This is a genomic window from Providencia sp. PROV267, from assembly GCF_028477825.1.
Classification (GTDB): Bacteria; Pseudomonadota; Gammaproteobacteria; order Enterobacterales; family Enterobacteriaceae; genus Providencia; species Providencia stuartii.
Window position 1 is genome coordinate 244,269 of sequence record NZ_JAMPLX010000007.1, and the last position, 25,779, is coordinate 270,047.

27 protein-coding genes and 1 other annotated feature are annotated in these 25,779 nt (G+C 43.5%); of the genes, 13 read left to right on the forward strand and 14 right to left on the reverse strand.

Features of this window, described 5'->3' with window-relative positions; translation table 11 throughout:
• The first annotated feature begins 46 nt into the window (after positions 1-46).
• Positions 47-175, forward strand: a sequence feature (His leader region).
• 41 nt (positions 176-216) lie between these two features.
• The 10 genes from hisG (at position 217) to PR709_RS05830 (ending at position 8,430) form a co-directional block, all read left to right on the forward strand.
• Positions 217-1,116, forward strand: coding sequence for an ATP phosphoribosyltransferase (gene hisG, locus PR709_RS05785; RefSeq protein WP_004918014.1), 900 nt, complete (start codon positions 217-219; stop codon positions 1,114-1,116).
• 5 nt (positions 1,117-1,121) lie between these two features.
• Complete coding sequence (gene hisD, locus PR709_RS05790) at positions 1,122-2,432, forward strand: histidinol dehydrogenase (RefSeq protein ID WP_076914365.1); 1,311 nt, start codon at positions 1,122-1,124, stop codon at positions 2,430-2,432.
• A 9-nt stretch (positions 2,433-2,441) separates the two neighbouring features.
• Positions 2,442-3,518 (forward strand): histidinol-phosphate transaminase, encoded by a 1,077-nt coding sequence (gene hisC / locus PR709_RS05795; protein WP_272570817.1) that lies wholly within the window; start codon positions 2,442-2,444, stop codon positions 3,516-3,518.
• Between the two features lie 15 nt (positions 3,519-3,533).
• A complete protein-coding gene (gene hisB / locus PR709_RS05800; protein WP_004918009.1) occupies positions 3,534-4,601 on the forward strand; it encodes a bifunctional histidinol-phosphatase/imidazoleglycerol-phosphate dehydratase HisB in 1,068 nt (355 codons plus the stop codon).
• Complete coding sequence (gene hisH, locus PR709_RS05805; protein ID WP_004918008.1) at positions 4,601-5,194, forward strand: imidazole glycerol phosphate synthase subunit HisH; 594 nt, start codon at positions 4,601-4,603, stop codon at positions 5,192-5,194. Before hisB ends, hisH begins: the two co-directional genes overlap by 1 nt.
• 5 nt (positions 5,195-5,199) lie before the next feature.
• Complete coding sequence (gene hisA, locus PR709_RS05810) at positions 5,200-5,937, forward strand: 1-(5-phosphoribosyl)-5-[(5-phosphoribosylamino)methylideneamino]imidazole-4-carboxamide isomerase (RefSeq protein ID WP_004918006.1); 738 nt, start codon at positions 5,200-5,202, stop codon at positions 5,935-5,937.
• On the forward strand, positions 5,919-6,695 hold the full coding sequence (gene hisF, locus PR709_RS05815; protein ID WP_004918004.1) for an imidazole glycerol phosphate synthase subunit HisF: 777 nt from the start codon (positions 5,919-5,921) through the stop codon (positions 6,693-6,695). Before hisA ends, hisF begins: the two co-directional genes overlap by 19 nt.
• Positions 6,689-7,300: a bifunctional phosphoribosyl-AMP cyclohydrolase/phosphoribosyl-ATP diphosphatase HisIE gene (gene hisIE / locus PR709_RS05820; RefSeq protein WP_004918003.1), complete on the forward strand. Its 612-nt coding sequence runs from the start codon at positions 6,689-6,691 to the stop codon at positions 7,298-7,300. The genes hisF and hisIE overlap by 7 nt, the downstream gene beginning before the upstream one ends.
• A 365-nt stretch (positions 7,301-7,665) precedes the next feature.
• Entirely contained in the window at positions 7,666-8,097 is a 432-nt protein-coding gene (locus PR709_RS05825; RefSeq protein ID WP_223854886.1) for a YbaK/EbsC family protein, read from the forward strand.
• 90 nt (positions 8,098-8,187) lie between these two features.
• Positions 8,188-8,430 (forward strand): glycine zipper domain-containing protein, encoded by a 243-nt coding sequence (locus PR709_RS05830; RefSeq protein WP_014657814.1) that lies wholly within the window; start codon positions 8,188-8,190, stop codon positions 8,428-8,430.
• A gap of 53 nt (positions 8,431-8,483) precedes the next feature.
• Here PR709_RS05830 and PR709_RS05835 read toward each other — a convergent pair whose 3' ends face one another.
• A complete protein-coding gene (locus PR709_RS05835) occupies positions 8,484-9,119 on the reverse strand; it encodes a CatB-related O-acetyltransferase (protein WP_004917999.1) in 636 nt (211 codons plus the stop codon).
• Between the two features lie 120 nt (positions 9,120-9,239).
• Positions 9,240-10,430 (reverse strand): multidrug effflux MFS transporter, encoded by a 1,191-nt coding sequence (locus PR709_RS05840; RefSeq protein WP_102780689.1) that lies wholly within the window; start codon positions 10,428-10,430, stop codon positions 9,240-9,242.
• Positions 10,431-11,133: 703 nt separating this feature from the next.
• On the opposite strand from PR709_RS05840, the gene PR709_RS05845 reads away from it, so the two are divergent.
• On the forward strand, positions 11,134-11,418 hold the full coding sequence (locus PR709_RS05845) for an Imm53 family immunity protein (RefSeq protein ID WP_004917993.1): 285 nt from the start codon (positions 11,134-11,136) through the stop codon (positions 11,416-11,418).
• 135 nt (positions 11,419-11,553) lie between these two features.
• Here the strand turns inward: PR709_RS05845 and gndA are convergent, their stop codons facing one another.
• Positions 11,554-12,960 carry an NADP-dependent phosphogluconate dehydrogenase gene (gene gndA / locus PR709_RS05850; protein WP_272570819.1) on the reverse strand — a complete coding sequence of 469 codons (1,407 nt, stop codon included), beginning with the start codon at positions 12,958-12,960 and terminating at the stop codon, positions 11,554-11,556.
• 244 nt (positions 12,961-13,204) lie between these two features.
• Here gndA and PR709_RS05855 point away from each other — a divergent pair, with 244 nt between their 5' ends.
• Both PR709_RS05855 and PR709_RS05860 read left to right on the forward strand, forming a co-directional pair.
• Positions 13,205-14,779: a TerC family protein gene (locus PR709_RS05855; protein ID WP_004917989.1), complete on the forward strand. Its 1,575-nt coding sequence runs from the start codon at positions 13,205-13,207 to the stop codon at positions 14,777-14,779.
• Between the two features lie 173 nt (positions 14,780-14,952).
• Positions 14,953-15,498, forward strand: a complete 546-nt coding sequence (locus PR709_RS05860) for a hypothetical protein (RefSeq protein ID WP_004917987.1) — start codon at positions 14,953-14,955, stop codon at positions 15,496-15,498.
• Between the two features lie 76 nt (positions 15,499-15,574).
• Here the strand turns inward: PR709_RS05860 and asmA are convergent, their stop codons facing one another.
• The 11 genes from asmA to PR709_RS05915 all read right to left on the reverse strand — a co-directional run bounded on the left by asmA (position 15,575) and on the right by PR709_RS05915 (position 25,497).
• Positions 15,575-17,422: an outer membrane assembly protein AsmA gene (asmA, locus tag PR709_RS05865; RefSeq protein ID WP_004917985.1), complete on the reverse strand. Its 1,848-nt coding sequence runs from the start codon at positions 17,420-17,422 to the stop codon at positions 15,575-15,577.
• 123 nt (positions 17,423-17,545) lie between these two features.
• Positions 17,546-18,127 carry a dCTP deaminase gene (gene dcd, locus PR709_RS05870; RefSeq protein ID WP_004917983.1) on the reverse strand — a complete coding sequence of 194 codons (582 nt, stop codon included), beginning with the start codon at positions 18,125-18,127 and terminating at the stop codon, positions 17,546-17,548.
• A gap of 50 nt (positions 18,128-18,177) precedes the next feature.
• A complete protein-coding gene (gene udk, locus PR709_RS05875) occupies positions 18,178-18,822 on the reverse strand; it encodes a uridine kinase (RefSeq protein ID WP_004917981.1) in 645 nt (214 codons plus the stop codon).
• 399 nt (positions 18,823-19,221) lie between these two features.
• Positions 19,222-19,377 carry a hypothetical protein gene (locus PR709_RS05880; RefSeq protein WP_004917979.1) on the reverse strand — a complete coding sequence of 52 codons (156 nt, stop codon included), beginning with the start codon at positions 19,375-19,377 and terminating at the stop codon, positions 19,222-19,224.
• Between the two features lie 326 nt (positions 19,378-19,703).
• Positions 19,704-20,237 (reverse strand): dCTP deaminase, encoded by a 534-nt coding sequence (gene dcd, locus PR709_RS05885; RefSeq protein WP_004917977.1) that lies wholly within the window; start codon positions 20,235-20,237, stop codon positions 19,704-19,706.
• Between the two features lie 65 nt (positions 20,238-20,302).
• The gene (locus tag PR709_RS05890; protein WP_004917975.1) at positions 20,303-20,431 is read right to left on the reverse strand and encodes a hypothetical protein; all 129 of its coding nucleotides are present in this window, start codon (positions 20,429-20,431) and stop codon (positions 20,303-20,305) included.
• A gap of 54 nt (positions 20,432-20,485) precedes the next feature.
• Entirely contained in the window at positions 20,486-20,683 is a 198-nt protein-coding gene (locus PR709_RS05895) for a uridine kinase (protein ID WP_230084775.1), read from the reverse strand.
• 272 nt (positions 20,684-20,955) lie between these two features.
• Positions 20,956-21,528 carry a Tat proofreading chaperone DmsD gene (gene dmsD, locus PR709_RS05900; protein ID WP_004917969.1) on the reverse strand — a complete coding sequence of 191 codons (573 nt, stop codon included), beginning with the start codon at positions 21,526-21,528 and terminating at the stop codon, positions 20,956-20,958.
• A gap of 11 nt (positions 21,529-21,539) precedes the next feature.
• Positions 21,540-22,442, reverse strand: a complete 903-nt coding sequence (locus tag PR709_RS05905) for a dimethyl sulfoxide reductase anchor subunit family protein (protein WP_004917966.1) — start codon at positions 22,440-22,442, stop codon at positions 21,540-21,542.
• The gene (locus PR709_RS05910) at positions 22,439-23,080 is read right to left on the reverse strand and encodes a DMSO/selenate family reductase complex B subunit (protein WP_014657804.1); all 642 of its coding nucleotides are present in this window, start codon (positions 23,078-23,080) and stop codon (positions 22,439-22,441) included. The genes PR709_RS05905 and PR709_RS05910 overlap by 4 nt, the downstream gene beginning before the upstream one ends.
• Positions 23,077-25,497, reverse strand: coding sequence for a DMSO/selenate family reductase complex A subunit (locus tag PR709_RS05915; RefSeq protein WP_004917956.1), 2,421 nt, complete (start codon positions 25,495-25,497; stop codon positions 23,077-23,079). Before PR709_RS05915 ends, PR709_RS05910 begins: the two co-directional genes overlap by 4 nt.
• Positions 25,498-25,779 lie beyond the last annotated feature (282 nt).

The following is a 25,779-nucleotide window of genomic DNA, read 5'->3' on the forward strand; positions in this document are numbered from 1 at the left end:
CAATATTATTATCGGAAGCTATTATGACTCGTATTTCTCGCAACCATCATCATCACCATCATCCTGATTAGTCTTTCGGGCGATGTGTGCTGGAAGACGTTCAATAACTCTTCCGGTGGCTGAAATGCGAAATAGAGAAAACCCTCGGAAGAATATCTTCCGAGGGTTTTTTTATTATTAATCAAAAATATATTACAGAATAAGCAGGGTAAAATTATGTTGGATAAATCACGGTTAAGAATTGCTATTCAAAAATCAGGTCGTTTAAGTGAAGACTCACGAGAACTGCTTGCCCGCTGCGGAATTAAAATCAATTTACAACAACAGCGATTGATTGCTTATGCAGAAAATATGCCTATTGATTTACTTCGTGTACGCGATGACGATATCCCAGGGCTAGTTATGGATGGTGTCGTTGACCTTGGTATCATTGGTGAAAACGTCCTTGAAGAGGAGCTATTAAGCCGCCGTGCTCAAGGCGATAATCCCGCTTATAAGACACTGCGTCGCCTTGATTTTGGTGCTTGTCGCTTATCATTAGCCGCGCCTCTTGACTTTAACTACACAGGTGCAGAGTGCTTAAATGGCTCTCGTATTGCCACCTCTTACCCGAACTTATTAAAACGTTACTTCGATGAAAAAGGCATTCAATTTAAATCTTGTTTATTAAACGGCTCTGTCGAAGTCGCCCCTCGGGCAGGTCTTGCCGATGCTATCTGTGACCTTGTTTCAACAGGGGCAACATTAGAGGCCAACGGCCTAAAAGAAGTCGAAGTGATTTATCGTTCTAAAGCTTGTTTGATCCAACGAGACGGGGAAATTTCAGCAGACAAGCAACAACTGATTGATCGCATGATGACACGCATTCAAGGTGTTATCCAAGCCCGCGAATCCAAATACATTATGCTACACGCTCCAAGTGAGCGCTTAGAAGAGATTATCGCATTACTGCCGGGTGCAGAGCGCCCTACTTTGTTGCCTTTAGCTGGAGATAAAAACCGTGTTGCAATGCACATGGTCAGCAGTGAAACCCTGTTCTGGGAAACCATGGAAAAACTCAAGGCATTAGGCGCAAGCTCCATTTTGGTTCTACCTATTGAAAAAATGATGGAGTAATACCGATGGAAATGGGATTTAATCAACCGATTCGCTGGTCATCATGTCATGCTAATGAACAAAAAGCGCTACTGACACGCCCTGCCATCGCTGCGTCTACAAACATTAGCGCTGCTGTCACCCAGATCATTGAACAGGTCAAAGCCCGCGGTGATAGTGCATTAATCGAATTTAGCCAACGTTTTGATAAAACAGCTATTTCAACTATTCGTGTTTCACAAGATGCTGTTGAACAAGCCGCAACACGCCTTGATGACAACATCAAAATTGCGATGCAAACGGCCATCGGCAATATCCGTCGTTTTCATGAGGCTCAGAAACCGGCGGCTATTCAAGTTGAAACTCAACCTGGGGTTGTGTGCCAACAAATTACACGCCCGATCGATTCCGTGGGTCTCTATATTCCTGGAGGCTCGGCCCCTCTTCTTTCAACGGTAATGATGTTAGGCACACCCGCAAATATTGCAGGCTGCCGGCAAGTGATCCTTTGCTCACCGCCACCTATTGCAGATGAAATACTCTATGCCGCTAAATTGTGTGGTATTACCGATATCTTCCAAGTTGGGGGAGCGCAAGCAATTGCCGCTATGGCATTTGGAACCGAAAGTATTCCCGCCGTTGATAAAATTTTTGGCCCGGGCAATGCCTACGTGACAGAGGCCAAACGCCAAGTCAGCCAAGATCACGAAGGGGCCGCAATTGATATGCCAGCGGGGCCATCAGAAGTGTTAGTCATTGCTGACAGCCAAGCCAACCCTGCTTTTACAGCGGCGGATCTATTATCGCAAGCAGAGCATGGCCCTGATTCACAAGTCATATTGTTAACCGACAGCCAAACATTTGCTCAACGTGTTATTGATGAAACGGAAAAACAGCTTGCAGAGCTATCGCGTGCTGATATTGCAAGAGCAGCATTGAGTGCCAGTCGTGTCATTATTGCTGACTCCATTGCACAGTGCGTTGAAATAAGTAACCGCTACGGTCCAGAACATTTAATTCTACAAACACGCAATGCCGACGAATTAGTCGAAAACATCACCAGTGCGGGATCGATTTTTGTTGGTGACTGGTCACCTGAATCCGCGGGAGATTATGCATCTGGAACTAACCACGTGTTGCCGACTTACGGTTATACATCAACCTATTCAAGTCTTGGCCTTGCTGATTTTATGAAACGTATGACAGTGCAAAAACTCTCGCCTCAAGGGCTTCTAGGGTTAGCGACTACCATTGAAACGTTAGCGCAAGCAGAAAGCCTAACGGCTCACAAAAATGCCGTGACCTTACGTGTCACTGAACTGAACAAACAAAAATAGGAGTGAGTGATGAGCGAAACCTTTAAAGCCGCTAGCCTTGCACGTAACAATGTCAAAGAGATGACACCCTATATGTCTGCTCGCCGTTTAGGCGGTCGTGGTGATGTTTGGTTAAATGCGAATGAATACCCAATTGCGCCAGAGTTTCAGTTTAATGAACGTAATTTAAACCGCTATCCTGAATGCCAGCCTACCGATGTGATCCTCAATTACGCGGCGTATGCAGGGGTTTCTCCTGAGCAAGTGTTAGTTTGCCGCGGCGCTGACGAGTCAATCGAGCTGCTGATCCGGGCCTTCTGTGAACCCGGTAAAGATGCGGTGATGTTTTGTCCACCTACCTATGGCATGTACAGTGTCAGCGCTGAAACTTTTGGTATCGAACAGAAGAAGATCCCTGCTCTGCCAGACTGGTCACTCAATGTTGATGCTATTCGTGAAAACTTGAGCAACACTAAGCTGATCTATATTTGCAGCCCTAATAATCCAACCGGCAATATTATTGATAACAAGGCACTGGTTGAAGTCCTTGAAATGGCGGCAGGTCGAGCGTTAGTGGTTGTTGATGAAGCTTATATTGAATTTTGCCCTCAATATAGCGTAGCCAGTTGGCTCAACAACTACCCTAACCTAGTCGTATTGAGAACTTTATCAAAAGCATTTGCACTAGCAGGCCTGCGTTGTGGCTTCACATTAGCCGCCCCCGATGTTATTGAAGTTTTGCTAAAAGTGATCGCTCCTTATCCGCTTTCTACCCCTGTGGCGATGATAGCGGCTCAAGCGCTGAATATGGAGGGGATAGCGACCATGAAACACCGTGTTACGACAATCACCAATAACCGCATTGCGCTTTCAGAAGCTTTACAGGCATTGCCTATCGTAGAAAAGGTTTACCCAAGCGAAACTAACTATATTTTAGTGCGCTTTACTGACGGCAATAAGGTGTTTAAAGCCCTGTGGGATCAAGGCATTATTTTACGTGATCAAAGTAAACAGCCAGGACTTGCCAACTGTTTACGTATCACTATCGGCACAGAAACCGAAAATGTACGTGTTATTGACGCTATTGAAGCCCTTTGCAAAACCTGAAAATAGGAAACATTCATGAGCCAAAAAATACTTTTTATTGACCGTGACGGAACATTAATCACTGAGCCACCTACTGATTTTCAGGTCGATAGCCTAAGCAAATTAGCATTTGAAAAAGCGGTGATCCCGAGCTTACTCGCGCTCCAAAAAGCCAACTACCGTTTAGTCATGGTCACTAACCAAGATGGCTTGGGAACGGATAGCTTTCCAACGGCTGACTTTGAGCCACCTCATAATTTAATGATGCAGGTTTTTGAATCTCAGGGTATCCAATTTGATGAAGTGCTGATCTGCCCTCACAAACCTGCGGATAACTGCAACTGCCGCAAGCCAAAGTTAGGCTTAGTCGAAAATTATCTTGTTGAAGGTAAATTAGACAAAGCAAACAGCTATGTGATTGGCGACCGTGAAACCGACATCCAATTAGCTGAAAATATGGGTATTCAAGGCCTACGTTATAGCCCTGAATCACTCGATTGGGTCGCTATCACTGATAAGTTAACCAAACGCGATCGTCATGCCTTGGTCGAACGAGTCACAAAAGAGACCCATATTCGCGTCGAAGTCTGGCTTGATCGCGAAGGCGGTAGCCAAATCAACACCGGCGTTGGCTTCTTTGATCACATGCTTGACCAAATCGCGACTCACGGTGGTTTCCGTTTAAATATCGACGTTAAAGGTGACCTATTTATAGACGACCATCACACCGTTGAGGATACAGGTTTAGCCCTTGGTGAGGCACTGCGTGTTGCGCTAGGTGACAAACGTGGTATTGCGCGTTTTGGCTTTGTGCTACCGATGGATGAATGCCAAGCACGCTGTGCATTAGATATCTCAGGCCGCCCACACCTTGAATACAAAGCAGAATTTAAATACCAACGCGTTGGTGATTTGAGCACTGAAATGATCGAACACTTTTTCAGTTCACTCTCTTATGCGATGGGTTGTACGTTACACCTGAAAACTAAAGGGAAAAACGATCACCATAAAGCAGAGAGCCTATTTAAAGTGTTTGGTCGCACCTTACGCCAAGCAATCCGTGTTGAAGGGGATACTTTGCCTAGCTCGAAAGGGGTTCTCTAATGAATGTTGTGATCCTTGATACGGGGTGCGCTAATTTGTCATCGGTCGCTTACGCCGTTAAGCGTTTGGGTTACACCCCAAAAATTAGCCGTGATACTAAGACGATTTTACAGGCTGATAAAGTGTTTCTACCGGGGGTCGGCACAGCAAGTGCCGCCATGGAACAACTGAATGAGCGTGAACTCATTCCGTTAATTAAAACGCTGACTCAACCTGTTTTAGGCATCTGCTTAGGCATGCAATTAATGGGCAGTGTGAGTGAAGAAGGTAAAGAATTGATCCCATTACTGGGCCTCATTGATAGCCCGGTCCAAAAAATGGATGCTAACGGTTTGCCTGTTCCGCACAGTGGCTGGAACCAAGTTAAAGCATTAGCAGGCCACCCTTTATTCAAAGGGATCCGTGAGGATGCCTACTTCTATTTTGTGCATAGCTATTCGATGCCAATTTCAGGTAATACCCTAGCTCAAACCTTATATGGGAACCCATTTAGTAGTGCTGTCAATCAGGATAACTTTTACGGGGTTCAATTCCACCCTGAACGTTCGGGTGCCGCAGGCTCCCGTCTGATCCAAAACTTTTTGGAGATGTAATTGAGATGATCATTCCTGCTTTAGATTTAATTGATGGTAATGTTGTTCGCCTACACCAAGGAGACTATGCCAAGCAAACGGCATACGGTAATGATCCTCTCCCTCGCCTGCAACAATATGAGCAAGAAGGGGCGAAATTACTGCATTTAGTCGATTTAACGGGAGCCAAAGACCCACAAAAACGCCAAATTTCCCTACTCAAAAAATTATTAGCTGGCGTTTGTGTTCCTGTACAAGTTGGCGGTGGTATCCGCACTGAAGAAGACGTAAAAGCGCTGTTAGACGCGGGAGCGACGCGAGTGGTTATTGGCTCAACCGCGGTCAAGCAACCCGAATTAGTGAAAACTTGGTTTGAACGTTACGGCGGTGAAGCTATCGTGCTTGCTCTGGATGTTCGTATCAATCAACAAGGCGTTAAAGAAATTGCCATCAGTGGCTGGCAAGAGAATTCAAACCTTTCTCTAGAACAGGCCATTGAGATGTATCAGCCATACGGGCTAAAACACGTTTTATGTACCGATATTTCGAAAGATGGCACTTTGGCGGGTTCCAATGTCAACTTATATCGTGAAATCAGTCAAAAATACCCTGATATTGCTTTTCAAGCTTCAGGGGGTATTGGCTCTTTAGCTGATATCGCCGCTATTCCATCATCAGGAGCGGCAGGCGTGATTGTTGGTCGCGCCCTACTTGAAGGTAAATTCACTGTCGCGGAGGCAATCGCATGTTGGCAAAACGCATAATTCCTTGTCTGGATGTTCGTGATGGGCAAGTGGTTAAAGGTGTTCAATTCCGTAATCATGAAATTATTGGTGATATCGTGCCGCTCGCCCAGCGTTATGCCCAAGAAGGGGCAGATGAATTAGTTTTTTATGATATTACTGCATCATCTGACGGCCGTGTGGTCGATAAGAGTTGGGTTTCCAAAGTCGCCGAAGTCATTGATATCCCGTTTTGCGTGGCTGGTGGTATTAAAAGTGTCGAAGATGCAGCACAAATCCTGTCATTTGGCGCAGATAAAATTTCCATTAACTCACCTGCATTGTCTGATCCAACCTTAATTAGCCGTCTCGCTGAGCGCTTTGGTGTTCAATGTATTGTGGTTGGTATCGACACTTGGTTTGACCATGACAGCGGAGATTATCTGGTTTATCAATTTACTGGGGATGAAAAGCGCACCACACAAACCCGCTGGAAAACCTTAGATTGGGTTAAAGAGGTTCAACAACGCGGTGCTGGCGAAATCGTTCTAAACATGATGAACCAAGACGGTGTACGCCAAGGCTATGATCTGCTACAACTGAAAAAAGTCCGTGAAATCTGCCAAGTGCCTTTAATTGCCTCTGGTGGCGCGGGTGAAAAAGTACACTTCCTTGATGCTTTTTGCGATGCAAACGTTGATGGCGCACTTGCTGCTTCTGTGTTCCATAAGCAAATCATCAATATCGGTGAATTAAAGCAATACCTTGCAGAAAATGGAGTTCAAATTAGAGTATGTTAACCACAGAACAATGTCACCAACTTGCTTGGCAAAAAGTCGATGGGCTAATGCCTGTTGTTGTACAACACGCCACCTCTGGTGATGTACTAATGTTGGGTTATATGAACCCTGAAGCCTTACAAACCACCTTAGAGAGTGGCAAGGTCACTTTTTATTCAAGAACCAAACAGCGCCTATGGACCAAAGGGGAAACGTCTGGCCATTTTCTCAATTTGGTAGATATCTATCCAGACTGTGACAGCGATACCCTGCTCGCCTTAGTACAACCTATTGGACCAACTTGTCACAAGGGCACTGAAAGCTGTTTTGCTCCAGCCCAAAGTGATTGGGGCTTCTTATTTGAACTGGAAACCTTACTAAAATCACGTAAAACAGCAGATCCTGAAAGCTCTTACACCGCGCGTTTATATGCTAGTGGAACTAAACGTATCGCTCAAAAAGTAGGAGAAGAAGGGGTTGAGACCGCACTAGCTGCCACCGTGAATGATCGTGCTGAACTCACGAATGAAGCCGCAGATCTGATGTATCACTTGCTGGTACTCTTACAAGACCAAGATCTTGATTTAAGCACTATCATCAAACGACTGAAAGAGCGCCATCAATAATAATACGGTAGCCTGCTTAAGGTGGGCTACCCAATATAAAAAAGGTGAACTGATTATTGTTCGTCGACCTAAGCCCTCCTATTATCTTACCTATAAATGACTGTTTAGCTAATTGAGTCAATTAATTCAAGTGAAAGCCTATTTTAATAAAAATGCTATTTGGACAATGATTTCGCTATTAACTTAAAAACACGCTCATTGCTTCTTTCAATTTTCAGATAATATCCATGGTATTTAGCTTGTTATCTAATTTTGCTACTATCTCAACTGTTTATTTTTATAAAAAAGGAACCGTCGTGTCAGAAAGCCCTATTTTTATTCAATTAACCCAGTTACTTGATAAACATAATGCCAGATACCGTGTGATGGAACACCCAACCGCAGGTAAATCTGAGGAAGTCGCTAAAGTACGAGGAACCCAATTAGGTCAAGGTGCAAAAGGTCTGGTATGCCATGTCAAAGGAAATGGGATCCGCCAACATGTTTTAGCTATTCTTCCTGCGGATAAACAGGCTGATTTAAGCAAAATAGCCCATGCCATTGGCGGAACGCGAGCCTCATTAGCGAGTCCAAAAGAAGTGGATGATTTAACCCAATGTGTATTTGGCGCCATTCCTCCTTTTAGCTTCCACCCCTCGCTAAAATTAATTGCTGATCCTTATTTATTTGCCCGTTTTGAAGAATTAGCCTTTAATGCTGGCACACTTGAACGCTCAGTTATCCTCAATACCGAAGACTATCGGCGTATTGCTAATCCCACGCTAGTTAGTTTTATTCGTGATAGTGAAACAACGTAAAATAACTTGATTTTAAGTAAAATAGGTCTCGCGCTTTTATGCGGCTGCTACACTTAGTAATAACTGTTGTTCAGTATAAAGGAGAATATCATGAGTTTATTCGACAAAGCAGAAAACAGAGCAAGAGAAGCCGCTGGCACGGCGCAGCAAGCCTATGGTGAAGTCACCGACTCTACAGAACATCAAATTAAAGGTGCCGTTAAAAAATGTGCGGCTCAAGGCTGTGATACCTTAAATTCCGCTGTGGATAGCGTAAAAAGCCATCCACTTGCCGCAGCCACTATCGCTGCCGGAGTCGGCTTTATATTTGGTTACTTAGCCAGCAAGAAGTAAATTTATATATGCGATAAAGGGAATGACATATCATCATTCCCTATCGGTCATTGTTATGATTTGTTTTGATATTCCAACAATGCCGCTTTTAATGCGGCCAAATCAGAATGACATAAATGAGGTTTTAACGCATTGAATTGCTCTTCAGGCCAATCATAAATTCTCAATGCGAGCAGCTCACTAATAATTTCAGGCGAAAAACGGTATCCAATCTGTTTCGCTGGATTGCCCCCAACAATGCTATATGGCGCCACATTTTTTACCACAACACTATTGGCGGCAATAACAGCGCCTTCACCGATATGAACGCCTGGCATGATGAATGCTCGCATACCAATCCATGCGCCATCACCAATTATCGTATCTCCCTTCCCTACATAGGCTTCATTAATATGCTCAATAAAAGGATACAAGCAAAACCAGTCTATTCGATGAGTGTGATTTCCTCCCATCAAAATCACGGCTTCACTGCCGATACAGACATAATCGCCAATATAGAGTTGATCGACTTGCCAAGGAAGTTGCCAGTCACGACTCCCTTCATCTCCTTGTAGGTAACGAACAACAGAGGCTTCAAAGCCATTATCCCAACAGTCACTGTAATAACTGTGACGCCCTTTAATATGGATATTGGGGTTTTGGACAACTTCGTGTAATAGTTGATATTTTGACCAATGTTTCTGATTCATGGTAACAATCCTAATTATAAAATTATTATTACCATAGAACGCTGTCTATGGTGATGTATTCGCGCTCAAAAATACATCACCTTTAGCCACCCTAGGCTGTTTTAATAAGGGATTTATCATTTATGCTGCCTCATTCTGTGCGGCTAATTTTAAGCTGACATTCCTTGCCACCAGCGCAATGATACAGCCTAACAACATTAAAATAGCTAGCGCCCACTTTGCTGGTAAGAAGGCATTAATCGCCAATAAACTTAACCCCGCACCAACCGCCATTTGAATAAACCCGACCAGTGCAGAGGCTGTTCCAGCCTCTTTTTCAAAAGGTTCTAACGCGTAACTGGTTGCGGTTCCCATCATAAAAGCGAGTCCTGTACAGGCACAAGCAACAGGTAACATATAGACTAACCAATGGTTTTGTAACGCATTGGGCAGTAACATTAAGCCTAATACGAGGCCTAAACACCCGATCCCCATAAATAAGCTACCTGCTTTTAAGCAATTAGGGCGACCAATTTTCGGGATATAGTGGTTAGCAATATAGCTAGCAAACATGATCCAAAAACCATTTGCCCCAAACACAAGCGAAAATTCTAGCGGGGTTAGCTTTGAATCCCCCATTAACACGCTCGGTGCAAAGGAGACATAAGTCAGTACCATTCCCATACTACCCGCATTAACCAATGCAAAAATCATAAAATACTTATTACGCAAAATGTGCAGATAATGGTTAAGTTGTAGTTTTTTCACATGTTGCAAACTTGCAGGGCGAGTTTCAGGTAAAAAAGCTATCACCAATACTAAGAGCAGTAATGCATAGAGGGCAAGGAACCAAAAAGGTGCGCGCCATCCCCAATATTCTGCCAAAAAGCCACCTAATAGCGGAGCAAGCGCTGGCACAATGTTTAATGTGCCATTCAGGAAGCCAAAAGCACGCGCCGCTTCTGTACCATTTAAACGGTCTCGCACCCCACTAAAAGCAACTACACCTGTGCAGCAGACCGCGACACCTTGCAGCACTCGCGCAGCAATAAAGATCTCCACCGCAGTTGATAATGCTGCAACTGTCGACCCGATGATATAAATTAAGATCCCTATGATGGCGATAGGTTTACGTCCATATCGATCAATTAAAGGCCCTGAGACCAACTGCCCTATACCAAAAATTAAAATAAACAGCGCGATTGTTGATTGTATCAGTGACTCTGGGGAGCCAAGGGCAATCGCAATAGCAGGGATTGTCGGTAAATATAGGTCAATCGCCAGTGGGCTAAGTAGTACGAGTAACAGTAACAGGACAAGGAACTTTCGCATAAATAGAATTCTTAGTGAACAATCATCAAATGATCAATCTAGGCTTTGCAGTGAAGCTTTCTCAGCCTAATAATAAAAATGAACTGATAATTCTATCAGTAGAATCAATCAAAGCGATACCCGATTTTCTTGTCCGAATATCTTTCAGCATAAAAAACTCACCGTTAAGTAAATTTAACGCTTGAATGCAGAGTACAGATGCTCTGTTAGGCAACTTATGATCCTCTAACTATCACTAAGTAAACGAGTATTTTAGACTAAGCGAATGAACAGCGTCGTATCAGTCACTCCCCGCAACGTAATAGCCAATTGATGAATACCAGTTCATTTTTTATAGTGTTATTAGTTATGGTTTGTTATTCAAAATTCTTCTCTTGCGGATCCATCAGGTAAATAATCGCTATGTATTATTCCTAGTCGAAGCCTATTTTCTCACCCTATCGTAGGGTAAGCTCACTTCAATAAAAATAGTATTATCATCAATTCAATAAGGCGATATTCTCGAGTAATGGCAATCCATGAAGTCACACCATAATTTGCATAAGCCTTCTATTCCCCTTACGCTGTCTCTTGCGAGTTCTTGTCTAATTTGTTTTAGCTGACAACCCCAGTTGATTTACCTACATTTATGACATTATCAACTTTGAGTTCTGACGAGTATTAGCATAATAAGAGAGCGAACTGAGAAATAAATACTTAAAAAATGAATAATAATCTAATTACTCAATTACAAAATTGGTATAAATCTCAATGCGATGGAATTTGGGAGCATGAATATGGATTAGACATCAGTACGTTAGACAATCCAGGCTGGCGAGTTCATATTAATGGTGAGAGTGGAAAAAATAAATCAAACCTTATTGTTAATAATAGCAATGATGATTGGTTAAATATCATTACAACTGATAAAGAATTTAAAGGCTATGGAAGCCCACAAAATTTAAATATCATCTTAGATTACGCTATTAAATGGCTTAATGGGTCATAACAGTATATCTCCTTCAGCCTAGCATAATGTTTTTAATATTCATGACTTCCCCAGCCTAATAGGGGGAGTTGTATGCACAAAAAAAGGGGCTGGATCACCAGCCCCCTCACTTATGTAATTCATTGTTTTAATGAATTACTCCATCCATTCGGTATGAAATACGCCTTCTTTATCAGTACGTTTATAAGTATGAGCACCGAAATAATCGCGCTGCGCCTGAATTAAGTTAGCAGGCAATACCGCTGAACGATAGCTATCATAATAAGAAATTGCGGCTGAGAATGTGGGTGTTGGAATACCGTTTTGTACACCATAACAAACCACATCACGTAACGCTTGCTGATATTCATCTGCGATTTGCTTAAAGTATGGCGCTAATAACAAGTTCGCAATCTGTGCGTTTTCATTGTAGGCATCTGTAATCTTTTGCAAGAACTGAGCACGAATAATACAACCAGCACGGAAAATCTTCGCGATTTCACCGTAGTTAAGATCCCAGCTATATTCGTCAGAAGCCGCTTTTAATTGCTGGAAGCCTTGAGCATAAGAGACGATTTTACCTAGGTATAACGCACGGCGTACTTTTTCGATAAACTGTTTTTTATCACCTTCAACCGCTTTTAATGCCGGACCAGTTAACACTTTAGAAGCAGCAACACGTTGATCTTTTAGGAAAGAGATATAACGTGCGAATACCGATTCAGTGATAAGTGTTACTGGAATACCTAAATCTAAAGAGCTTTGGCTAGTCCACTTACCTGTGCCCTTGTTTGCCGCTTCATCCAAAATAACATCAACAAGATATTTGCCATCTTCATCTTTTTTCTTAAAGATATCAGCGGTGATTTCAATCAGATAGCTACTTAGTTCACCTTGGTTCCAATCTGCAAAAATCTCTGCAAGCGCTTCATTGCTTAGGTTTAAAGCACCTTTTAATAATGAATAGGCCTCAGCGATAAGCTGCATATCACCATATTCAATACCATTGTGAACCATTTTAACATAATGACCAGCACCATCTGGGCCAATATAAGTCACGCAAGGCTCACCTTCTGCTTTAGCGGCGATTTCTTTTAGAATTGGTGCAACCAGTTCATAAGCCTCTTTTTGTCCACCCGGCATGATCGATGGGCCTTTTAGTGCCCCCTCTTCACCACCAGAAACCCCTGTACCGATAAAGTTAAAGCCTTGCTCTGATAGCTCGCGATTACGACGGATTGTGTCTTTATATAGCGTATTGCCACCATCAATCAGGATATCGCCTTTGTCCAAATGCGGAGTCAATGCAGCAATCGTTTTATCTGTCGCTTCACCTGCTTTCACCATTAGCAGGATACGGCGTGGTTTTTCCAGAGAGTCGACAAACTCTTCAATAGTGTAGCTGGGAACTAATTTTTTCCCTGGATTTTCAGCAATAACTTCATCCGTTTTATCTTTAGAACGGTTGAAAATAGAGACGGAATAACCACGGCTTTCAATATTCAGCGCAAGGTTGCGCCCCATGACAGCCATACCGACAACGCCAATCTGTTGCTTTGACATGAAAAACTCCTGTCTGATTAGGACCTAAGCCAGCATTTTACTTGCTGGCAATTCTGTTAACAGGATCACATGTTAACTCAGGTTTGTTCTGGTGGGTAGTTATTGATGCAATCGATGACGCAAACGGAATATTATTTGTAGATTATCGTCTCATTAACGTGAATTTTTATTGAAATTTGAGTAAACAAACCGCATTATTCACCAGTCGGCATATGCCGTCATATCAGAAGGTAAAACAAACTGTATGGAATGGATCGCAGATCCTTCGATTTGGGCGGGGCTTGCCACCCTTATCGTTCTAGAAATCGTTCTTGGTATTGATAACCTCGTCTTTATTGCCATTTTGGCAGATAAGCTTCCGCAAAAATTGCGTGATAGGGCTCGTGTAACGGGTCTGATGCTAGCACTAGTGATGCGAGTCATTCTGCTATTTAGCTTGTCTTGGCTAATCACGCTCACCAAGCCTTTAATTACACTATTCGATCATCCATTTAGTGCCAGAGATCTGATCATGTTGGTCGGCGGTCTCTTTTTGCTATTTAAGGCAACAATGGAGCTTAATGAACGGCTAGAAGGTGGGGATGAACACGCGCATACCCAGCGGAAAACATCGAATTTCTGGGCTGTTGTGGCACAAATCATCGTCCTTGATGCAGTTTTCTCACTCGATTCGGTAATTACCGCCGTTGGGATGGTTGACCATATTGGTGTTATGGTTGCTGCTGTGACGATTGCCATGATGTTGATGATATGGGCAAGTAAGCCACTAACTGGTTTTGTTAACAACCACCCTACTATCGTTATCCTGTGTCTCAGTTTCTTGTTGATGATAGGCTTTAGCTTGGTTGCTGAAGGCTTCGGTTACTCGATACCGAAAGGCTATCTATATGCTGCGATTGGTTTCTCTATCATGATTGAAGTCTTAAATCAGTTCGCACAATTTAACCGTCGCAAATTCCTAAAAGGTAGTCGCCCATTACGTGAGCGCACAGCAGAAGCGGTGCTACGTATTCTAAGCGGTAACCATGAACGTGCGGAATTGGATGCTCATACATCGGACTTGATAGCGGATAACCAATCTGTTTTTGATCCACAAGAGCGTCAAATGATTGCCCGAGTTTTGGGAATGGCGGAACGTAATGTCGAAAGTATCATGACATCACGCCATGATGTGGAATATTTAGATATCAATAAATCAGCCAGTGAATTACTACAATTGCTGGAAAAAAATCCGCATTCACGCTTTGTGGTGATTGATGAGAATATCAGTGATGAGCCTGTTGGTGTTATCCATGTGCTTGATTTAGTTAAACAGCAGCTCAGTGGTCAACCTCTTGATTTACGTGCTCTTATTACTCAACCCCTGATCTTCCCTGAAGGCCTTTCGCTGCTAAAAGCGCTAGAGCAGTTCCGTAAAGCTCAAACACACTTTGCCTTTGTCGTCGATGAGTTTGGTACTGTTGAGGGTGTCGTCACCTTAACCGATGTAATGGAAACCATTGCTGGTAACTTACCAGATGGGGAAGAAGAAAATGATTCGCGTCATGACATCCAAAAGTTGGAGGATGGTCACTGGATTGCCAATGGTTTTATGCCATTAGAAGACCTAATCTTATTTGTTCCAATGGAATTGGATGAAAAACGTGAATACGAAACCATTGCAGGCCTATTGATGGAACATCTTCAACGTGTTCCTGAAGAAGGTGAACAAATTGAGGTGAACGGTTGTATTTTCCAACCGCTTGAGGTCAAGAACCACCGTATTAGCAAGGTGCTGATTATTCCACCTAAACAGCCTGAAGAAGATGAAGAAGAGTAATTAAGCTTCATTTAGAACCATACCGGCCAGTGAGCCGGTATTTTTTTACATAAATATTTAAAGTTGCTTTATCCGATGTCTTAAAACACAAAAATGGTAGCGTTTTTTAAAAGAATTAATTATTGAGTTGTTCAATAATTTAGGCAACTTAATAATGTTATTCGAGGTTAGAGATGAAAGTATCTAGTCAAAGCATCCATAATGTTCAATCGCAACAAAATATTCAATCGCCCCCAATTAAAGCGAATAATTCTTCTATTGCCAGCTCTGCATCAAATGTTAGTAATACATCAAACCAACAACCTAAAATTATCACAGCAGAGAAAACTGTACATGTAAAAGATGTTAAACAACTTAATACGAAAATTAAAAATAGTATTAAAAAAATTGTGAGCCAGCTAAAAACCGCTCAAAGCGGCGATGTTTTTAGTCGAAATGGTGTCAATATGAAAGATATTTCAACAACATTGTCTTCATTAAAAAATGAGATTAAATCTTACCAAACTAAATTAGATAGTTCTTCTTACAAACATCATACAAGTAAGAAAGAAACAATAACCAAGCTGAATAATTTAGTAAAAAGCACTGAAGGTAAAATTCATCTGGCGGAAAGTAAATTCCAATTTGAACGCCGACAAAACAATACTATTGGATTAGATAGCCAAGAAAAAATTAATGAAAGAATAACCCAAGAAGCTAGCAGATCAAAGTATGAATAATAATGTAACTTATTGATAGTCAATAATAGATAAAGAAGAGCTCCCGCTTATAGCCGGAGTTCTTCTGATTTATAAACTATAATGCGTTCAACAAATCACTTAGCCCTTTTTGTTCTTCCTTCTTCAAAAAGTTACCTAATGCCTCTTTTGCTTGTGTCTTTAATTCGTTACGTAGCAATTTTTCGACATTCAATTGATATTGCAGATTGCTCCATCCACCATAAATACGTAGTGGAATAGTCATCGCTTGTAACTGCTGAATAAAGCGAGAATCACCGCCCCAACCTTTAGTGATTTGTACGCCCAAGTTCACATCTAGGGTTTCGGCTGGTACATTTGCCCAACCTTGTCCGGTAATCGAGATGAGTGGAGACGTTGCATTCATTGAGGCAATATTGACGGTTCCTTTATTTAAACGACCATTAACGGTGAACAATTCAACTTCCGTATAATTTCCCGTATTGACCGGCGCATTAATTTTATTGGTCACCCGTGAAATAGATTGTTGGATCAATAACGGAATATTTAAGCCCGCTAAGCGTGCATTTTGTAAACTGAAACTCACAGGACCTTGCCATAAATGTTTCACGGCATAATCATCATAACCAGGCCCCGATAAATCCGCATTGATAGTCACAATACCGCTCAATTTTTCGGGCATATTAAATGCCTTTAATAACGGCGTTAAATTAATATTTTGGATATTAGGCTTCGCCATGACTTGCGCGGGGATCGCAGCATAATTAATGGTCACAGGCAGTGAGAATAGTCCCCCAAACGCCTTCCCTTCTAACTGAGAAATGACTAATTGAGGCGCTTGATTTTGTGCTGCAAGTTTTACTGCGCTTACCTCCATTCCACGATAAATCAAATTATCGATATTGAGATCAATATTGGCAGTAAAGGATTTTAAATTCGATAAATCATATTTTTGGGTTTCTTTCCCAGAAATAACAGGTTTAACCCCCACTCGAGCAGGATTATCGGATTCATTCGCATTATGGGAGCCTGCATTTGTATGCGGTGTACCCAGTAATTTATCTAAATTTAAGCGATGAGAAGATAACTGAACACGAACATCAGGGATATTGCCTAATTGTGCTGCGATTTTACCGGTTAATTCACTTTCATTCGCCTTAATGACAATGTTATTTAAACTGGCTGTCGCAACATTCTCTTTAATGTAGGCAAAATCACTGGTGAATTGACCCGTTATGCCACCTTCAGGCAAATCAACACCTGTAAAGGTGTAATCAAATTGAGTTAATTGCCCACTAATTTGATGTGAAAGCTGGGAGAGATCAAGCTCTGCTCGCGCATCAAAGCGCAGCTCCTGCTGGTTTTTATTTAAATTACCGCTGAATTTAGCCGTAATTTTTCGCTCATCATTTTTCTTTAAGGAAAGGTTGATATTGCGTAAGTTGTACTCATCATTCTGAGTTTTCCAGATCACTAAACTATTTGATACTTCAACTTTTTCAATATCCAATAGCCATTGGCTCTTCTCCGTAGAGCTTGGTGTTTGCTTGTTACCTGCTGGCGCAATCGGTGAGTTAGCATCAGTTTGAGCTTCGCTTTCTGGTGTATGACGAATGACTGCACCGTCTAAAACAATTTGTTCAACAGATAAACGATGAGAAAGCAAAGGCCACAATTCTACGTCAAGGCGCATATTTTCAGCGCTCAAGACAGGTTGGCTTGCATTAGGTGCGGTGACCGAAACAGGTCCTGTAATAATGCTAAGGGTCGGCCAAACATGCCAACGCATATCGCCTTTAAAATCGAGCTGATAGCCGCTCTTTTTCTCGACTTGCTCCACAAGATACTGTCTAAAGTCGTTTGGATTCACTAACATGACCAACGCTGTTAGCCCAACTACAATCACGACTAGCAAGATGACCAGTGTCGTCAGAAATCGTTTCATTCTTCCCTCACTCAAGTTATGTCTGCTACGCCACACAAAAGGCTCACACTACACCTATCCCTGCACAATATGCGGAATTACCTCAAATTAAACATAAAGATAATTCCGCAATACTTCTCGTTATCAATCTTCACTGATACGACTACCGACCGCCCCTTGCTGATTTTTATATTTTGCATCTTGTCGGCTATTATAAGGACGATCTGCGCTGCCAGATAATGGCTCAAAACTTAAAGCGCCAATCACCATTCCAGGGCGCAGGGCCAATGGGAGTTTACCTGAATTATAAAACTCTAACACAATTTGCCCACACCAACCGGGGTCGATTCGATGAGCAGTAACATGCACCATTAACCCCAATCGTGCTAACGATGAACGCCCATCTAACCACCCCACTAGGTTATCAGGCAGGGTAACAGACTCGAGAGTGACTGCAAGTGCTAATTCCCCTGGATGGAGGAAAAAAGGCTCATTGTCTTTGAGAATTATTTCATCACTCATGACACGGTCAAGCGCCGCATTAACTTCATCTTTCGGGCCACTTAGGTCAATAAAGGCTGCGGTATGCCCACGGAAAACGCGGAATTGGTTTCCTAGGCGCACATCCGCCGTTGCTCCATTGATCCGTTCAATAGGTGGACGTGGGCTAATGATTAATTTTCCCTCATCCATCCATTGAATAATATCGCGGTCACAAAGACGCATGATGGTATCCCCCTTTCATTATTTTCCATCGCCAGACTGTCTAATGCTGTTTAGTCTTGGCAAAATTCGCCGATTTTCGCTTTTAAAATATCAATGGCAACGCGGTTTTTACCGCCACGAGGCACAATAATATCGGCATACTGTTTTGACGGTTCAATAAACTGTAAAAACATCGGACGAACGGTTCTATTATATTGTTCAATCACAGAATCCAGCGTTCTGCCTCTCTCATTTACATCACGTTTTATCCGTCGCATCAAGCAAATATCAAGCGGAGTATCGACAAAGATCGAAAAATCCATCTCTTCACGTAAACGTTTATCTGTTAGTAGCAAGATCCCTTCGATAATAATAACTTTTTTAGGTTTGAAGTGAATGCTGGTTTCTTTGCGTGTGTGAGCGACATAGTCGTATTGAGGAATTTCTACTGATTTACCGCTTTTGAGCGCTTTGAGGTGTTGATACAGCAAGCTGTGATCCATGGAATTTGGGTGGTCATAATTGACTTTTAACCGCTCTTCCATTGGTATATCTCTTTGATCTTTATAGTAGCAGTCTTCTGGTATAACACCGATATTATGATCACCAACCTTTTCCCGTAACTCTCGATATAACGTACTCGCGATAAGGCTTTTTCCGGATGCAGAAGCTCCTGATATACCAACAATGGTACAGTGATGCGCTATGTCAGTCATAAAATGATAACCTGGTTAAATAAATCTGAAATGAAATGCATAACTTCATATTGATGAAGTTATGGTTGCCGGAATTATAGGAGTTAATGGCGTGAGGTTCCAGCTTCACAAAGCAAACTCGCTAAAAAAACACTAAATAATAAGAAGAAATATCCATAAAAGGGGAATTCAATTGCGGTTAGATCCCTGTTATCGGCATGCCGTTATTTATCAACCTACAGCAGGCACAATTAAAACGTTTTACGCCCTTCTCCCTCTAAGATAGTTATTATCCGTTATTTTTCGCTCATCGTTTTTAAGGGAAGGTTGATGTTACGTAATATTATACTCATCATTCTGAGTTTTCCTGAGCGCTAAACTATTTGATACTTCAACTTTTTCAATACCATTGACTCTTCTCTATAGAGTTTGGTGTTTGTTACCCATTGGCGCAATCAGTGGGTTAACATCCATTTGAGTTTCACTTTCTGGCGTATGATGAACGACGGCATCGTTTAAAAACAATTTGTTCAATGGATAAACGATAGAAATAAACGATAAGAAAGCAAAGGCCATAATTCTACGTCAAGACGCATATTTCAGCGTTCAAGACAGGTTGGCTTGCATTAAGAGCGGTGTTCGAAGCAAGTCCTGTCATCATACTAGGGGTCGACCAGACATGCCAACGCTGTTGGCCTAACTATAATCACGACTAGCAAGATGACCAGTGCCGTCAGAAATCATTTCATTTTTTATCTGCTACGCACCACAAAAACTCACACAATACTAATTTCTGCACAATAGGCGGAATTACCTCAAATTAACATAAAGATAATTCCGCAATACTTTTCTTATCAATCTTCACTGCTACGACGACCTACCACTCCTTGATGATTTTAATATTACGCATCTTGTCGGCTATTATAAGGGCGGTCTGCGCAACCAGATAATGGCTCAAAACTTAAAGTGCCAAACATCTTATTAGAGCCTAGGATCAATGGAAGCCTACCTGCATTATAAAACTCTAGCTCAACGGGCCCACTCCAACCAGGGTCAAGTCGTTGAGGATTAATATGCACCATTAACCCCAATCGTGATAATGATGAACGCGCTTCTATCCACCCCACCAGATTATTAGGCATGGTAATAATCTCATTAAGGAGTACCTGTGCTAATTGCCCTGGATAAAGGTAAAAAAGCTCATAGGCTTTGAGATGTATTATATCACTCATGACTCCGCTAATTTCGCTATTAATTGCATCATCCGACTCGCTCAGGTTAATAGCAGTTAAAGTATATCCATGGAAAATGCGATATATACTTGATAGGTGCACATCCACAGTTGCTCCATTGATCTGTTCAATAGATGGACGTGGGTTAATCACTAATTTTCCTTCATCCATCAATTGAATAATATCGCGGTCACAAAGACGCATAATTGTATCCCCCTTTCATTATTTTCCATGCCAAAACAGTCTAACGCTGTTTATTCTTGCAAAATTTACCGATTTTCGCTTTTAACGCGGTTTTTACCATCACGAAGCACGGTAATATCGGCATACTGTTTTGGCGGTTCAATAAACTGCAAAAACATCAGGTGAAACGGCTCTATTGCATCATTCAATCGCACAACAAAAATACATTCCTTTTTATTATAGTACGTTTATCCGTTTTATCCCTTTTATCAAACAAGTACCGACAAGATCGAAAAATCTCTCTCTTCATATAAACGTTTATCTGTCAGTAGCAAGACCCCTTCGATACCAACTTTGTTAGGTTTGAAGTAAATGCTGGTTTCTTTGTATGTATAAGCGACATAGTCGTATTGAAGAATTTCTACTGATTTACCGCTTTTGGGTGCTTTGAGGTATTGATGCCGCAAGCTGTGATCCATGAAATTTGCGTGGTTATAATTGACTTTTAACCGCTCTTCCAATTGGTCTATCTCGTTAATCTTTATGTTCGAAGGCTAATAGCTCAATTGGGTCTCATCGTTACTCAACGTATCGTTTATAAAATGGCTACCAAACGCAAACACAGTGATGCCGTGGCGGGTAATTTGCCTTAAGGAAAGGCACTTGGTGCTGCCACAAAAAAACGCCCCAGAGAAAGAGGCGCATCAGATTATGGGGATGTAATCAATCACTGTGAAGATTATGCTTTTATAAATGATTGCACGGTGGTCACTGTCAGTCGGGTCAGTGCGGAGTAAAACGGGCTGTTTCCGTGCGTGTCCAGACGCTGCGAATAACGCGGCAACCAACTCATCAGGTGCTGACTGAGCAGTGTATTAACCGCCACTTCTCGCATTTCAGATGCCAGTACCGCCGCCTGAAACAAAATCAGCCCGATGTGATCAGCGGGTTCCGGATACGGGGTATTTAGTTTTAGCCGTTCCTGTTTTAGAAAAGCGCTCAGCGCAAGAGTCGAATCCCCCTGCAACAATCCTTCCGCATCGAGATACACCGAGCCCCAAGGTGGCGCCGGTAACGACCCTGGCCCGACGAACAGAGATTGCCATGCCGATTTCAGTACCTCCGCCCCCTCAGCGGCCGTGCGGCTCAGTTGCATGCAGAGTGTACTATCCACCTCACACGGCCACTGCTGGGCAAATCCCGGCAGGGTAAACAGACGCATCGCCATCCGGTTGCTGTCATCATCCGGCGGGAACAGATAGCAGATCCCCAGTACATTAAACGCGGCCGCATAGTGAGCTGTCTTATTCATTACATCTCCCTTCAGATATGAATATAATAGAACACATAACGCAACATAAATTCTGCCGCAATAGTCAGTAAACCGCCGGTGATAAACCCACCGCAGACCGGTACGCCGTTATGTGCTTTTTTCTGCGCTCGAACAAGAGATATACAGCAGAGTGCCACACCAATTGCGGCTGCCGCTAGGACACCAATCCGCAGCTCGGCGATACTGTCATACGCATCAATCGGTGACAGCGGAAATGTAATGGATTTATGAGTCAACTGTGTGAGGGTCAGGTAATGCTCATAAAATGGCTGATACAGCAGACGACCAGCTAGGCTTACCGCCATCATCCCCCACAACAGCCACAGCTGTGATAATGACAATGTATCAGCGGGCAGCGCAATCCCAACTCTGTGTCCGGTTTTCTCAACTATCACCACCAGCAGAATAAACAGCACTGCACCAAGTGTCAGCGTCGTACCGTAAAACATCAGATAGGTATTGATATCATTCCAAGTCAGAATCGAGGTATAACGGTAAATCGATGCCATACAGAAGATATCGAACAGCCCGATCGCCATCGCTCCACCATATAACAGAAAAGAAAATTTGCCCGTCTTCCACAACCAGAGAAAACTGATACCCAATACGCCAACAAATGATGCGGTAACCACTACTTCACGGCTAAGCCAAGCACTGAATACGTTATTAATGGCATTCGGCGCATTGAGTGGCACGCCGAGGTGAGTAATTGATGCAACAGATCCCACACCCGCAATACCGCAGATAATAAAAATCGTCAGCATCATAAAACGCTTAAAGCTGTCTGTCGGGAGGCGATGGCTGAAATGCATGGCAAATACCCCACTCACAACACACAGCCCCACCGCCGCATTCATCATGTAAGTGAAAATTAAAAGTGACCACTCATTCATTTTTCTTTTCTCTCACTGTTCATATCATCAAAGTTCGCGCCCCAGTGCGGGTTAATCACCAGATTCGGATGAGTTATTGACGGATCTGGTAGCCCAGTCACGTAATCAAGGTCGCCGTATTTCGCCCTCAGTTCGTCTATTGGGCCGAACTGAATCGCCCCGAGTGGACAGGTGCTAACGCATACCGGCTGTTCACCTTTTTGTTGAAGATCGATACAAAAATCGCATTTCGACATCTGCTTTGTTTCCGGATTCATCTGCGGCGCGCCGTACGGACACGACCACGCACAGGCACCACAGCCAACACATTTATCAGTATTGACCATCACAATGCCATCCCCTTCGCGTTTATGCATTGCAGTTGTCGGACAGTTGCGCACACAGATCGGGTCTTTACAGTGATTACAGGAAATAGAAAGCGTATAGGCGAACACGTTATTAATCAGTGCGCCGTTTTGATTGCGGCTATACCCGCCGCCGGTCATTTCATACACCCGACGGAAGCGGCGGCCGACATCAAGATTATTTTTGTCCTTGCACGCTACCTGACACGCTTTACAACCGGAGCAGCGGGCGGAGTCAATATAAAAACCTAACTGTTTGCTGCTGACTGCCGGATAAACGATGAATTTGCTCATGCTTTTTCCACCTCAACCAATAATGTTTGGTGCGCATTGCCGTGGGCGAGCGCGGTACGGCGTGACGAGGTGAGCACGTTGGCACATCCGCCCTGATCAATGCCATTGTTGTCCGGCAGCCACCAAGCTCCGGCTTGTAATGCAACCACACCGGGCATAATGCGCTGTGTGATTTTTACAGGGATCATGGTGATACCGCGATCGTTATGTACTTTCACTTTTTCACCGTCACTGATACCGCGATCCGCCGCATCGAATGGATTGATCCACAGCTCCTGCCGCTGCACTTCTTGCAACCACGGGTTAGCGAACTGCGTGGAGTTCGCGCGGTTGCGGCCTTTCCAAGTGATCAGCTGTAACGGGTATTTCGCGGTAAGGCTATCTTCCGGTCCTTCGATGGCTGGAACATAATGAGATAGTGCGGGAATGTCCGGATTGTGCATGTCATACAGGCGTTTGGAGAAAATCTCGATTTTGCCGGACGGAGTCGGGAACGGGTTGTTCTCAAAATCCTGAATATTTTTTTCAAAAGCCACATTTTGGGTATGCGGACGATGAGTTAATAAATGACGGCGTTTTATCAGCAGCTCATCAAACGTCGGAATATTATCTTCTGGGCGCTTTTGTGCTGCATCATTGACGAGGAATTCTATCCAGTCACGATCTGTCTCATGCCCTTCGGTGAATGCATCACGAACCCCCAGTTTTTCCGCCACGTCGCACAGCCAGTCGTAATCGGTACGGCGTTCAAATTCCGGTTCAATTGCTTTTTCAGATAGGATCAGGTAATCGCCGTAACTCCAAGTGCCGCCGATATTCCAGCGTTCCAAAAAACTGGTTTCCGGCAGTAGCAAATCCGCATATTTCGCACTCGGGGTAAGATAGAGATCGCTACAGACAATAAATTCGACTTTCGATTCATCCTCCAGCACTTTTGCGGCATGGAGAATATCGGTATTTTGGTTGGTCAAATAGTTACCCGCCATTGAGAAAATCATTTTGATTTCGGTGTCGAGTTTGTCTGCATTTTTCAGTCCGTTATCCGGCGTGACCAGATTTTTGTCCTCACACGCCTGCACCCAGTTGGTGATGTTGATTTTGGCTTTTACTGGGTTATCAAACAGCTTTGGTCCGGCGATGGTTTTGCGCAGTTCCGGATTCAGTGCCATGCCGTAACCTGCCGCCCAGCCGCCGCGCACGCCGACATTACCAGTGATGGTTGCCAGCAGCGTTGCACCGCGCGCACTGCGTTCACCGCAGATATGACGCTGTGGTCCCCAGCCCTGCATCAGCACCGCCGGTTTGGTTGTGGCATATTCACGCGCCAGCTGACGGATAGTTTCCGCTGGAACTTTAGTGATTCTCTCTGCCCATTCTGGGGTTTTGGCTATGCCGTCTTTTTTACCCGTTAGATAGGCCACCAGTGATTCATTATCCGCTACACCTTCCGGCATCTGCTCTTCGCTAAAACCCAGCGTGTATTTATCAATAAACGCCTGATCATGTAGATTTTCTGTGACGATGACATACATCATCGCATCCATCATGGCGTTATCTGTCGTCGGTAGGATCGGGATCCACTGATCGGCTAATGAGGAGGCGGTATCGGAATAGCGCGGATCGACCACAATAAACCGAGTGCCGTTCTTTTTCATCTTCTGGAAATAGTGGTTACTGTGCCCGAAAATAGTTTCGTTCGGGTTATGCCCCCACAGGATCACCAGCGGGGTATTTTCTAGGGTATCGAGTGTGCTGCCGCTGGCGGCGGTGCCGTAGGTATACGGCGTGGCTGCCATGGTGTTACCGTTACTGACGGAATGGTAGTTTTCCAGAAACCCGCCCGTCAGATTAAACAGACGGCGCAGCATATTCGCACCGGAAAAAATCCCGCCGGTCACGCCTGTACTCAGGCTGACAAACCGTGACGCTGGGCCGTATTTGTCACTGATACGTTGCCACTCTGCGGCGATCAGGCTGGTTGCTTCTTGCCAGCTGATGCGCTCAAAACGCCCTTCACCGCGCTTACCGACCCGCTTCATCGGGTATTTCAGGCGGTCTGGGTGATAAATAAATTTCCGGTAACCACGTCCGCGCACACAAGCCCGCATGATCGGCATATCTTCATTCAGTTCCGCATCCGGTCGGGTACTGATGCGGATGGCTTTTCCGTCTTTGATATGTGCCCGGATATCACATTTCCCACCGCAGTCAAAACTGCTGCATGTCGGTACAATGCGAACCCCGTCATCCGTTTGATGAACAGGAATCTGTGTAGGATCGGACGGAACGGATGCAATACTTTCGGATGCCAGAAACGGCACCGCAGATAATACAGAACTGGCCTGTATGAAACGGCGTCGGCTTATTTCGCCGAGAGTGCCGGATTTTTCATTATCGTGACCGGATTGATGACTCATAATGGATTTACCCTGAGTGAGAAATACAGTGCGGCATTTAAAAATCAGGAAATAATAAATATTATTTAATTTCAAATGACCGGAAATAACATTACGCCACCGGCAATCGCTTAATAGCCGGTAATAATTAAAGTCTGTATAAACAGAATGGCGGCAGCAAAATAGTAATGGATTAATATATTGCCGCCATGCGAAAATCAGACAACGGCATTTGAATTCCGGCCTGATCCCTGCTCCTGTTAACTGAACGTTTTATATTTGTTGCCGTAAAAATACAGATAT